The following is a 13759-nucleotide window of genomic DNA, read 5'->3' as shown; positions in this document are numbered from 1 at the left end:
CTTGTGCCGGAGGCTAGGCCGTGGCGCGTTGCTGCGGAGCCGCGACGTCTGCCAGGACCCGGGTAAGGACTACCTCGGGCGTAGCACCGGAGAACTCAGCCTCGGGATCCATCACCAGGCGGTGCGTCCAGACCACTGGGGCCAGTTCCTTGATGTCATCCGGCAGCACGAAGTTGCGGCCCTGCCCGGCAGCCCAGACCTTGGCCGCCCGGACCATGGCAAGTGCACCACGAACGGAAACACCAAGGCGGGTCTCGGAGGCGTTGCGGGTCTCCTCGCACAGGCGCGAGATGTACTCCAGTACGGCAGTGTCCACGTGGGTGGTAGCTGCGAGATCGGCCATGTCGGCCACAGCCTGGGTGGTGATGAGCGCCGTCAGTTCCTTGGACCGGTCCTTGAGGTTGGCCCCGCCCAACAAGCGCACTGTGGAGGCGTGGTCCGGGTACCCGATGGAGGTCTTGATCAGGAAGCGGTCCAACTGAGCTTCCGGCAGGCGGTACGTGCCTGCTTGCTCGATCGGGTTCTGGGTTGCCAACACCATGAACGGGCGGCCTGCCTCATAGGTGGTTCCATCCACGGTCACCCGGGATTCTTCCATGACTTCCAGCAGCGCGGACTGTGTCTTCGGCGACGCGCGGTTGATTTCATCGGCCAGGACGATGTTGTTGAACACCGGACCCTTGTGGAACTCGAACTTCTGGGTCTTTTGGTCATAGATGGTCACACCGGTGACGTCCGACGGCAGGAGGTCGGGCGTGAACTGGATACGGTTGTGCGAACCCTGCACCGTTGCTGCCAGGGCGCGGGCCAGCGACGTCTTGCCCGTTCCCGGCGCGTCTTCAAACAGGACGTGACCCTCGGCCAGCATCGCCGTGAAGGTCAGCCGGATGACGTGCTCCTTGCCGAGCACGGCCTTGCCCACGTTGGCCACGAGCTTCTCGAACGTTTCTGCAAACCAGGCGGCTTGCTCGTTTGTCATGGTCATCGGTTGATCCTGTTCCTTATGTATCGGTGGGGGTTTGACGTTGTTGTTGGCTGCCGCCCGGACAGGCTAGCAACCGCCGGGACGGCTGCCGTAGATGTCCACAGTGGTGGACTTCACGAACCAGCCCGGGTGGCTGCCCTCGGTGACGCGGTACCAGGGCGTGCCGTTGTTGTAGATGTTCTTGGTGCAATCGATCTTCAGGCGTCCCTCGGACCGTGAAACCCAGCCAACACCACAGGACGGGCCGCTCGGGTTGAAGGTATCGGGCTGCCCGGGCTTACCGGGACAGGTGTTGTTGTGCGCCTGGATTGTGGTGGACGGCGGGGGTGGCGGCGTGGGGTCAGCGCCGCTGGTGGCGTTGACATTCCCGCTCCCTGGACCAGCCACGACAGTGACTGCCCTGACCTTCAATTGCCGGGTCTTATCCCAGCCGCCGCCGGGGGCGTCATAGCTGTTTGCCTTACCTACGCTCGTCCATCCGCCGTTGTCGAGGCTGACCTCGTAGTGGTCCAGGGGTCGGCCGTTCATGGCCGGGTTGTTCCAGGTCCAGTGAACCTGGCCGTCACCCTTGGCAGACTTTCCACCACTGACATTCGGGGCGTTGGGCGGACCGTACGGGTTGCCAGTGCCGATGGCCTTGGCATCGCCTGCCATACCGTTCTTGACCGAGGTGGCAATGATGTTCACCACCACATTGGTGCCGTTGGGTTGGCCGCCGATACTTCCACCTCCACGGCCGATCGGGCCTGAGCCATAAGCCGTTTGCCAGCGATAGGTGATCTCGTTGTCCTGGGACCCGTTGCGTTCGGCGGCAGTCAGCGGTGTGAACGCAACAGTGAGTTGGCCACTGGTTCCGGTGGCTGTGACGGAGCCACTGCCCACCGTGCCGGGCTTGCCGGCAGCGCGGATTGCCGCAGACTGCTGGCTGACCCCGCTGACGCCTGCCTTGTTGGTAGCCGACACCGTGAACGTGTAATCAGCTTCAGCGTTGGCAACGGTGACGTTCTGCGAGGTCGCCCCCACCGACTGCGTTGCCACCACGGCACCGCCCCGGTAAGTGGTCAACGTGTAGGCGGACACGGCGTCGCCGTTGTTGTTCGGCGCAGCCCACGTGACCTGGAGCTGACTCTGGTTGCCAAGGGGTTTGGCGCCGGCTACTGAAGGCGCGGCAGGGGTTGCCGGTACGCCGGCCGGCGTTTCCGCCGCCGAGTAGGGGCTCCACTCGGAGGGTTCCTTGGCGTCGTTCCGGGCCAGGACACGGACCTTGTAGGCCACACCGTTGGTCAGCCCGGTCCAGACGTGGCTGTTGCCCGTGAGGTTCTGGATCTGGGGGTTCTGACCGGCCGGAGCCGGTGAGATTTCGAGATCGTAGGACTTGATGGGCGAGCCCTTGCTGCCAGGGGCAATCCAGGCCACCGAGAGTTGCTTGTCACCAAACTTCAGCGTGGGAGCAACCGGAGTGTCAGGCTTGACGTCCGGACGGACTTCGGCGGAAACCGGAGAGCGCTCGGATTCATTGATCGCATTGGTGGCGGTGACGGCAAAGTGGTACTTCACGTTGTTGGTCAGCCCGGTCAACGTACACGTATTCGCGGGACAGTCCTGCTTGAAGCCGTTCTCCCCGTACACCGTGTACTTGGTGATGGGTGAGCCGCGATCAGCAGGCGCGTTCCACGTCAGCAACGCCGTCTGGTCGCCCACGCTTTGGGCCAGCGGCGTGGTGGGTGCCGCCGGCTTGTCCTTGACCGTGAGTCGGATGCGGCCGGTCGCATACCGCGAGAGCTCACCTGTCTTGTCCTGCACTGTGTACGCCACAACCATGGTGCCGGTGAAGCCGCCTGCGGGAGTTACCGTGACGTTGCCGCCCCCGGCTTCGGCCGTTCCTTGTCCCGTTTCCGTCACAGCCGAAACGATCTTCAACGGCGTATCCGGGAACGGATTGGAGTCGTTCGCCAAGGCATTGACGGTGACGGGCTTTCCGGATTGCGCCTCCGGTTCAACATCGTCATTGGCTACCGGCTTGGGCCGGTTGGACGCCGTCAACCGCAGTTTGTACGTCGCAATCGCTTCGAGGCCGCGAGGGTCCTTGGCTTTCACCTGGACCGTGCCGCCTTGCCCGATTTGCACGGAGTCGTCGGCGGAGACCTTCAGGGTCTTGCCATCGACGTTCACCTTGAATCCACCGGGAGGGGCGCCAACCAGTTCGTACTTCATGTTCTGAACGTCCTCGGAGTCAGGATCGGACGCCAGCTTCTCCAGGTCCAGGCTGGCCGAGTCACCCTTGGGAACGTCCACGTCACTGCCAAGCAGCACCGGCGGGTTGTTCTTGTTCGGATCAGGCAGCACCTTGGTACGGATACTCAACGTGGACTTCAGGCCGTTGGGGTCATCAGGACCTGAACCATCAGTGACTTCGAAGCTGATGGACCCGGGGCCGACGTATTCGGCACCGGCGGTGTACTTGATGGCCGTTCCGTTGCCCGCAACGGGATCGCTGCCGTCCGCACCAATGAGCTTGATGCGGTCCGCCTGGGTCAACCGGGGCGACTTTCCATCGCGCACCTTGACCCATTCGGCCAGGTTAACGGTGACGGACTGGCCCGAAACCAGTTCCACCACTTCGTCCTTGGCAAGAGTCGGAACCTGCTGGCCGATGCCCGGAACCCAGATGATGGCTGTGGACTTCTGGCCGTCCACGTCTTCCACGGTGTACGGCACCAGTTGCGGCTGCTCGGTGAGGTCCACCACCACGTTTCCTTCGGAACCGGGGCGGGCCGTTTCCAAGCCTGTGGTGACCTTGAGGTTCTCCCCCACGCCGTCAGGATCCTCGTCGTTCTTCAGGACCGGAACGTCCACTGCGGTCTTACCCAGCGTTTGGGCGGACGTGACGCGGTCATCGCGTGCGATGGGTGCCTGCAGCGGAATGTCGTTCTTCACGATCACCCGGATGCTGGCCTGGCCCACGGCGTCCCGGTCATCGGCCACCGAATAGCGGACGTTGACAGTGCCCTCGGCTGCCGGCGCTGTGACCAGGACCCGGCCGCTGGTCTTGCTGACCTGTGCTTCAAGCCCTGCGTCGGCCTCGATGCTGTCCGTCAGGATACGGATGATGTCGCCGTCGGGATCGGTGTCGTTGGCAGTGGCATCCACGGCGATCTGCCGTCCGGGCCGAACCCGCACTTCGTCATCCACCGGGGCAGGCTTTTGGTTGTCTTCACCGCGGGGCGCGACGCCGACCGTCACCGTTCCGGTGTTGACGGCACCTTGACGGTCAATCACCTTGTACCGGAAGGTGTCGGTTCCCGCGCCATCACCTGCGGCGACGAAATCGATGAAGCTGCTGCCCGCCGTCGCGGTTCCCATGGTGGGGGTGCTGTCGATGCCCGTGAGCTGGACCGAGTCGCCGTCGGGGTCGATGCCGTCCAGCGGTACGGGAATCCGGACGCTGCCGCCTGCCACCACGCGTGCGGTGAGGTTCTGCGGCTGCGGACGTGAGTTCTGCGCACCTTCCAACGGCAGGATGTGGATGGTCACAGCCGCGGCGCTCTTCTGGCCCTGCGGGTCCACGGCGTTGTAGATGGCACGCACGGTCTTGGGGGTGGGGCCGGCGATGAAACGCAAGGTCTTTTCGGAAATGAACGCCTTGCCATCCTCTTCCGGAATGGTTTGCGCCAGTACGGGATCAACGGACAGTTCTTCGCCCTGCGGGTGTGTGTCGTTGTCCAGGACCGGAATGGTCACGACGTCGTTAACGCGGACGTTGACTTCGTCCGGTTTCGGTTGGGGAGCTTCGACGACGGCGGGGGCCGGCACCGGGACAACACCCACGGTGCCTGTGGCCGAGGCACGGCCGTTGGACATGGTGTAGCTGAAAACGAACGGCTCTTTCGCGCCGAGGACGTCGGTAACGCGCAGGACGCTGTGGTCAATCACGCTGACCGAGGCCGAGGAGCCATCCGGGACGGTAACTGACTGGAGAACCAGAACGCCGCCGGAAGGATCCGAGTCGTTGGCCAGCGGATCAACCAGGACGCTGCCACCTACCGGGAGCAGGGCGACGTCGTGGACCGCAACCGGCGCACCGGAGTCCTTGCCGGATTCGACGTCCACGCGGATCAGGCCTTGGCTGCTTTGGGGGCCATTGCTGGCGATATACGTCAAGTAGACCGGACCCGGTGTGGTGCTCCGGAAAGTGAACGTACCGCCGTCGGTCACTGGACCCAGTTCCGCAGGTCCGGCGGCCTCCACGTGGGCAACGCGCAAAGCGCCACCGTTGGGGTCGACGTCGTTCTTGAGGGGTGCGATGACAAGGTCCTGGCCCACCACTGCCGTGACGTGGTCGGCGTTGACCACCGGCGCCAAAGCGCCCGGCGGCTGAACGTTGACAACGATCCTGCCCGTGGTGGTGGCCCGGCCGTCCCATACCGTGATGGTGACGTTCTTCTTGCCCGGTGCTGCACCCGAGTCCTGGTACGTGAGCAGGCCGTCGCGGCGGACCTTCACCTGGTCCTGGTCGTTGTCCGTCTTGGCGTCCAGAAGCACGAGGTCGTCGCCGTCAGGGTCCATCCAGTCTGTCAGGATGTTCTGGCTGACGGACTTGCCCTGCTCCACCAGCATGGTGGTGGGCTCGCCGCGTTTGAAGAAGGGAGGCTTGTTGTCCTCCGGAGCGACCACGCGCAGCGTCACCTGGCCACCGGCGGACAAGCCACGTCCGTCCGAAGCGTTGTAGTCGAAGGTTTCCGTACCGGGCTTGGCGTCAGCGGGAACCTTGAGCTGGAACGCTGAGCCACCATAGATGTTCTCCAGCGCCCCCGATTTGGGTCCGTTCGCGCCCACCGCTGCGGTGAGGACGTCGCCGTCGGGGTCTGAATCATTGTCCAGGACGCTGAGGATAGTGGTTCGGCCAGGCCTGACACCGAACTCGTCCGGCTTGGTTTCCGGAGCACGGTTGGGTTTGGTGCGGTCCGGCAGGACGTTGATGGTGTTGTTGTCCGCGGACTCCTGGTCCTGGTCATCGGACTGGTTCTTGGGAGGGACAACATCGTCCCAGTTGTTGACGAGCTGCATGTTCTGGTTGACCAGCCACACGCTGCCCGAGTTCACGTCATTGAGGACTACGAGGTCGCGGTTGACGCGGAAAACGTAGCTGGGCGAAGCACTTGCCTTGGGGACGTCGTTCTTCTTGTCATCGGCATCGTTCTCGCAGTCGCGGACATACTTGTTGGCCCCGGACCAAGCTGCGTGAACACACTTGCTGACCTGCACTGGCGCTGCCGGGACACCTTCACCGTCGGCGTTGACTGTTGCCGCGGTGGCCCCATCCAAGGGCTGCTTCAGCAGGGCTTTCCGCGTGGCAATGGCAACGAAGCTGCTGTCCTCGCCGCTCTGTTGCAGCTTGGCTTCCCGTGCGTCCTGCAACTGGAGTTTGCGGCCACCGGGCAGGAACAGGTTGCCGGAACCGGCGTCGAGGACTACCGGCCTGTCCCCCACGACGGCGATCTGGAGGTCTCCGGCGCCTTTGAGTTCGTCAATTTTGGTGACCTGTGAGTCTGTCCGCTCGCCATTGGCATCAACCGCGGTAACGGTGATTTCGCCCTTCCCCGGATCCGCAGTGTAGATGCGGTTATCGGCACCCACAGCAGAAACCAATCCCTGTTCGCCGGTCAGGACCGGTTCGGTGCCTTCTTCATCGAAACCGTTGACGGTGGAGGGCGACAACGCCCAAACCTTGCCCCGGGCGGGATCGGTCACCGACAGGACGGTGGAACCGTAGCTCACCTGCGAGGACGACGGCAGCTGCTTGTCGCCGCCAAGCTTGAGGTTCGCGGCAGAGACCTGGTTGATGGTGGAACCGGATTCGTCGTCGACAAAGACGTTGCCGTCATGCTGCAGGACGTCAAAGGTGGTGGTTGCCGGAGTCACGGCACCATCGAGAACACGCGACGGGTAGTTCAACCGGCCCACGGCGTTCTTGGTCTTGCTCACAACCCACACGCCGCCGTCGTTCAAGTCCACCTCAGTGGTCTTGAAACCCGGGTACAGCACAGCCCCGGTGATCAACAACGCGCCCGCTGCCGTTGCAGCAGTTCCCGCTATGAACTTCTTGTTTTGACGCCTCGTCAGCCTCATCTTGCCGAAGAAATTTCTCACAGCCCCAAAATTCCCTTGATATACAGCCGCTCCCCAGCGGCGTCCGGGCCAACCGACACATGCCGGCAGCCGTGCATTCCGCAGTACCCCCATACGGCGGCGGAATTTTCAGTCCCTAAGACTATCCCACGCACCCCACGTCCAATCGAGGAAACCCGAGACCGGGCTATCCATTGGCTTTGACAGACTACGGCCTTAACCACTGGGCGCGCGATGGGGAGATGTGCCCCGTCCGTAACCTTGATGAAGCTCAGCACGGGGGCGCTCCAAGGCCTGCGGGATCCGGAAGGTGGGTGTGACCTGCGATGATGTACCGCCCTACGTTGCGGTAAGAGCCCGACTCGATGCGCCACCAGCGGTGCATACCGGTCCAGTTATCTGTTTGGTCAATGTAACAACGGACCACAATGGCGCCTTGGTCAGCTGAGGCCATCCATGGTGGCGTGTTGTTGCTTTGTCCGTCACACGTGAATTTCTTCGGGTCGTAGTTCGCGCCGCCCAAGGTAAAGCTGCAGGACCGCACCACGGCTCCTGGGTTCATGGTGGTGGTCCACTCCCCTTGGCGCCCGGACTTGGCACTGGCCGATGCCACGGGCCCACCGGTTCCCAGCGAGTTGAACGTCTGCACCGTGATGCTGTGAGCCTCTTCCCACCCGGCGGTGTTGATGGTCCGGCTGCCCGAGGCTCCCACAGTCTCCCACCCGCCGTTGTCGATGCGGATCTTCGTCGTCTTCACATCGTTGGTGGATGCCGATGGTGACGACCAAGTGAAGGTCACCGATTTCTGGTTCACGGCTCCGTTGGATCCCGACGCCGACGGCGTCCCCGGCGCACCAAATGGCGTGGCGGGTGGCGCGGCAGCGGCGTCGGAACTGGGCGCCACAGTTGAATGTGCTGTCACTGTCACGGTGGTGGCCTGGCCATTGGCGAAGCCTCCTACGGTCTGCCCGGGCTGGATGGCGCCGGAGCGTCCGCCTGCGGAGTAGGTATAGCTGACTTCGTTGGCCTTGGAGCCGTTGCGCTGGGTTTCGCCGAGCGCGGTGAAATTGATGGTGAGCTGGCCACCAGCGGCGCCGGTGTTGGCCGGCGTCGCGCTGACGTTTTGAACGGTACCCAGCTTTCCGGTGGCCCTGCGCGGTGGCGAAGCCGCGCTGACCAGGCTCTTGCCTGCTTTGTTTTCGGCCTGGACAGTAAACGTGTACGCCGATTGGTCGGTGGCAACCTCGAAGGTGGCTGTTCGGACGTTCCCAGGAACGGTTTGCGTCTGGGTGGTTCCGCTGCCGCCACTCATGGTGACGTAATAGCTCTTGATGGGGTCACCATTGATGCCCGGCTCGGCCCAGTCGACGCGGAGCTGGTTCCTGGATCCGAGGGCGGAGACCACGGTGGTGCTCGGCGGCGCCGGTGTTCCCGGGATGCCCGCCGGGTGGTCCTCGGCGGAATACAGCCCCCAGTCTGAGGGGCCGAGATCGTTGACGGCCTGCGCGCGCACCTTGTACTTCACACCGTTGGTCAGGCCGGGCCACGTGTAGCTAAGGCCGGTGACCTCGTTCTTGACGGCGATTCCGTTGGCCGGCGGCGGTGAGATCTCCAGGTTGTAGTGCTTCACCGGCGAACCCTCGGTTTTGGCGGGGGTCCAGGTGATGGCGAGGTCCTTGTCTCCTGCTTTGACCGTGGGGACGTCCGGGGGCGACGGCTTCTCATCCGGGGTGATCTCGTTGGAGGGCACGGAGGGCTGGGACTCGCCCACTTCATTGGTGGCAACCACGGTGAAGACGTACTTGACGTTGTTGGTCAGGCCAGTCAACGTACACGTCGTGGTCGGGCAATCCTGCTGGAACCCCGCAGCCTTAACCGTGTACTTGGTGATGGCTGCACCGTTATCCGACGGCGGCGCCCACTTGAGGACGGCCGTTTTGCTCCGGACGTCCGTAGCCACCGGCGCCGAAGGAGCGTCGGGCTTGTCCCGCACGGTGATCCGGACACGGCCCACGGCTTGCCGGCTGGGATCATCGGTCTTGTCCTTGATGGTGTACCTGACCACCAGGACCCCCTTGAAGCCGTCGGCAGGCGTCACCGTGATGGAGTCGCCTCCAATGCCAGGCTCACCTGATGCGGATCCGGTTTCCACGACGGCGGAAACCACGGTCAAGGGTTCGCTGAAGGGGTTGAAGTCGTTGCCCAGCACATTGATGGTTTCGGACTTCCCGGCGTTGGCTTTATCGAGGACGTCATCGTTGGCCGCCGGTTTGGGTCGGTTCGATGAGACCACGGAGACGGTGACGGCTGCCTTCACAGGCTCTGAGCGGCCATCTGTCACCTTGAGCGGCACGGTCCCGCGGGCACCGGGGTTGAGTGAGCCTCCGGGGGTGATTTTCAGGACCGTACCCTCCACTCGCGCGTCGAATCCGCCGGGCAGGTCACCGTCCACGCTGAACGCGAGCTTGCCTTGGTCCTGCTCATCAACGTCCGCGGCAAGGTTGGCCAGGTCCAGCTCGGTGGTGTCCCCCTTCGGCGCTTCAATGGCAGCTCCACTGAAGGTGGGAGCGTGATTGGCGTTGGGGTTCGGGAGCACCTTGGTTTGGATGGTCAGGGTGGACTTCAAGCCCTCGGCATCGTCCGGACCACTGCCGTCGGTCACTTCGAAGGTGATGGACCCGGGGCCAACGTACTCAGGCTGGGCCGCATACCTCAGCGCAGTACCGTCACCAGCAATGACGTTGGTGGAGTCACCGCCCAGGACACGGATCTTGTCAGCCACCGTGATGCGGGGTTGGCGGCCGTCCCTGACCTTGACATGCTCCTGGAGGGCCAAAGTGACTTCCTCCCCCGCTGTGACCTCCACGATCTCCGTGGTGGAAAGCGTGGGGTACTGGAGGCCCTGGCCTGGAATCCACATGACGGCTGTAGCTGATTGTCCGTCAATGTCCGTGACGGTGTACGGAATCAACTGGTCCTCGGGCAGGAGTGTCACCACCACGTTTCCGGCGGTTCCGACGCGCGCATTCGGGTTTCCGTCCGGCAGGGAAATGGTGAGGTCCTCCGCCACGCCGTCGGGATCGGAATCGTTCTTCACCACCGGAACGTCAACCGCAGTCTTACCCAGGGTCTCGGCCAGCGTGATCCTGTCGTCCACTGCCACGGGGGCATGGAGCGGCGCGGTCGGGCTTGTCTGGACACGGATGACCGCCGCGGCTTCTGCCTTCTTATCGTCCTGTATCCGGTAACTGATGCTGTCCGTGCCGGCGGCACCCGGAGCTGTGAGGACTACCTTTCCTGCCGCAGCTTCAACCTGGAGCTCCGGCTTGGCCTCGAACGTCGGCACCAAAGCGATGGGATCGCCGTCGGGGTCTGAGTCGTTCTTCAGCGCATTCACCGCCACCCGCCGGCCGGGTCGGACATCAATGACGTCGTCCACCGCGATGGGCTTCTGGTTGTCGGCTTCCGCAGGCGCGATGCCCACGATCACGGTGCCGGTGTTCTCCGCACCAATACGGTCACGTACGCGGTAGCTGAAGGTGTCAGTGCCCGCAGACGTGCCTCCGGCGGTGAACTCGAGGTACCCATCGCGCAGGATGGCCGTCCCCAGCTCGGGAGCTTTGTCGATGCCCATCAGCTGCACCGAGTCGCCGTCGGCATCGATGCCGTCCAAGGGAACAGGGATCCTGACCGTCATCCCCGCAACCACGCGGGCCGTCAGATTCTTCGGCTCCGGCCTGGTGTTGGTGGCGTCGTCGCGGGCGCGGATGCGGATGGTAACTTGCTGGGAGTCAGTTTGGCCCGAGGCATTGCTGACCTTGTAGATCGCGTAAACGGTGGTGGGTTCCGGGCCCGCGATGTAGCGCAACGTGTTGCCGGCAAGGAAGATCCGCCCGGCTTTCTCGTCCGGCTGCTGTGCCAGGACCGGGTCCAGCGTCAGTTCTCCACCATTGGGGTCCGTGTCGTTCTCCAGGACCGGGATGGTGACGACGTCGCCGGCACGGACGGAGACTTCGTCCGGTTTCGCCTGCGGTGCCTGGAGTTTGGTCGGCGCCGGGACAACCTGGACCGAGATGTCCCCGCTTGCGGAGGCTTTGCCGTTGGAGATCGTGTATTTCAACGACAACTGTCCTTGGGCACGGATGTCGGTGATCTTGATGACCGAATGGTCAAGGACCGCGACCGATACCGGGAGCCCGTCGGCTGCAGTGACTGACTGGACTACCAGGACACCCCCGCTGGGATCCGAGTCGTTGCCCAACACGTCAACCACGGTGCTGCCGCCGCTGGGCAGGAGCGCAATATCTCGAACAGCAACAGGCGCACCGTCGCTGTTTCCGGAAACCACGTCCACACGCACCAACTGCTGCGCGCTTGCCGGCCCGTTGGTCACCATGTAAGTCACGTAATGGGCGCCGACGGTGCTGGAGTTGAAACTGAAAGTCTGCTGGTCCGGCCCCACCACCGCTGTTGACTGCGGATCCGGTTGTGCCTGCGCAAGCCGCAACGTGCCACCCTGTGGGTCGGTGTCGTTCTTGAGCGGCGCAATCACCGTATCCTGGCCCGCCACCGCGACCACATGGTCAGCGTTCGCGATGGGCGGCAGTGCACCGGAAGCACGAACGTCGACGCTGATCTGCCCTTGGGTGGTCAGCGACCCGTCCGAAACACTGACGGTCAGGGTTTTGCGGCCCGCTCCCGCCCCTGAATCCTGAAAGGTGAGCAAGCCGTCGGGCCGGATCCGGACCTGGTCCGCGGGATCGCTGCTGGAGACGGCGACGGCGAAGACGTCATCGCCGTCGGGGTCCAACCAATCGGTGAGGACAAACTGGCTGGCGATCTTCCCGGACTGGACCACCAACGTGTTGTTCCGGTTCGGCTTGGGCTGGGGTGCGTTGTTTTCCTCCGCTGGCACAACCCGCAGGTCAACATCGGCGCCGCCCGTACCGCCACGGCCATCATCCACCGAATACTTGAAAGTTTCCGAGCCGGTGGTTCCTGCGGGAACCGCAATCTGGAAGCCGGTGCCACCATAGACGGCGGACAAAGCGCCTGACTTCAATGGCTCGCTGGTACTGACCGTGAGGACGTCGCCGTCGGCATCGGCATCATTGTCCAGAACGGGCAGGACGGTGGTCTTACCGGCCCTGATCCCAAACGCATCAGATTTGGCCACTGGGGCGGTGTTGGGTTTGCTCCTGTCCGGAAGGACAGTCTGCTGGACTTCGTCCGCAGAGTCCTTCTCGGCGTCGTCCGAGGTCTGTTGGGGCGGAATGACGTCATCCCAGTTGTTGACCAACTGCATGTTCTGGTTGACCATCCAGACGTTGCCGGAGTTGACGTCATTGAGCACCACGAGATCGCGGTTAACCCGGAAAACGTACGACGGCGATGCACTCGCCTTGGGAACGTCGGAGCGTTTGTTATCTGCCTCGTTGGTGCACTCCCGAACGTATTTGTTGGCGCCGGACCACGCGGCGTACGTGCAAGACCCCAGATGGACGGGGGCCGCCGGAATCCCCTGGCCATCTGCCGAAACAGTCTTGGCGGTCCCGCCGTCGAGGGGCTGCAGAAGCAGCGCTTTCGGAGTAGCGATGGCCACACTGTTGGAGTCCGGGCCGCTCTGCTGCAGCTTTGCTTCCCGGGCATCGTCCAGATGGACCCTCTTGCCCCCGGGCAGCACGATCTCGCCCGCGGCAGCGTTGAGTACCACTGCTTTGTCGCCGACAGTGGCCAACTGGACTTCGCCGTCGGCCTTCAAAGCGTCATCGCTCCTGACCTGCGAGTCCACGGCTTTGCCGTCAACGTCCACCTTTGTGGCCGTCAGAGTCCCCGCTTTAGGGTCCAGCGTGTGGATGGTGTCATCCACGCCCACCACTGAGGCCACGCCCGGCGACTGCTCGAACAAGGGTTCGGATTCGTCGCTGAAACCGCCAATGGACGTGGGCGAAACGGCCCAGACCTTGCCCTTGGACGGGTCTGTGACAGCCAGGACCTTGTTGCCCAAACTCACCTCTGCGGAGCCGGGAAGTTTTTGGTCCCCTCCGAGGCGCATGTTGGCGGCGCTGACGGGGTTGATGGTGCCGCCGTCGGCGTCATCAATGAAAATATCGCCGGCCTGCTGGAGGATGTCGAAGTTGGTACTTGCCGGAGTTACTGCTCCATCCAGCGATTTGGAGGGGTAATTGAGGCGGCCGGCCGCGTTCTTGGTCTTGCTGACCACCCATACACCGCCGTCGTTCAGGTCCACCTCGGTGGTCTTGAAACCCGGATAGAGGATGGCACCTGTTACCAGGACAGCTGCGGCGGCAGTGAAAGCAGTGCCTGCAATGACCTTCCGCCGGCGATTGTTGGCACGGCGTTTTCCGGACCCATCAGACAGAGCCATCCCAGATTCCCCCACAGTTCAGGCAGCACGGAGCCGCCATCGCCGACCCCCACGACGCAACAAGACACAATCACCCCACAGCCTACCGGGTTACTCCATCGATTAGCTAAGTCGTGACCTAAATCGCACCCACACGCTCGCTCACATAACACCCCTTAAAGCCGCACGCTCGCTCACATAACACCCGCACGCTCGCTCACATAACACCCCTTAAAGCCGCACGCTCTCTCCCTTTCTTGAAGAAAGTGAGAGAGCGA

3 protein-coding genes are annotated in these 13759 nt (G+C 63.3%); all 3 read right to left on the bottom strand.

Going from position 1 to position 13759, the window contains the following annotated elements; translation table 11 throughout:
* Positions 1 to 13: 13 nt before the first annotated feature.
* Positions 14 to 985: a MoxR family ATPase gene (locus LDN85_RS07230; RefSeq protein WP_026541421.1), complete on the bottom strand. Its 972-nt coding sequence runs from the start codon at positions 983 to 985 to the stop codon at positions 14 to 16.
* Between the two features lie 66 nt (positions 986 to 1051).
* Positions 1052 to 7228 carry an Ig-like domain-containing protein gene (locus LDN85_RS07225; protein WP_223944999.1) on the bottom strand — a complete coding sequence of 2059 codons (6177 nt, stop codon included), beginning with the start codon at positions 7226 to 7228 and terminating at the stop codon, positions 1052 to 1054.
* Between the two features lie 157 nt (positions 7229 to 7385).
* On the bottom strand, positions 7386 to 13502 hold the full coding sequence (locus LDN85_RS07220) for an Ig-like domain-containing protein (RefSeq protein WP_223944998.1): 6117 nt from the start codon (positions 13500 to 13502) through the stop codon (positions 7386 to 7388).
* Between the last annotated feature and the right edge of the window lie 257 nt (positions 13503 to 13759).

This window comes from Arthrobacter sp. StoSoilB20, from assembly GCF_019977295.1.
Lineage (GTDB): Bacteria > Actinomycetota > Actinomycetes > Actinomycetales > Micrococcaceae > Arthrobacter > Arthrobacter nicotinovorans_A.
This window is presented reverse-complemented; position numbering and strand designations above follow the sequence as displayed.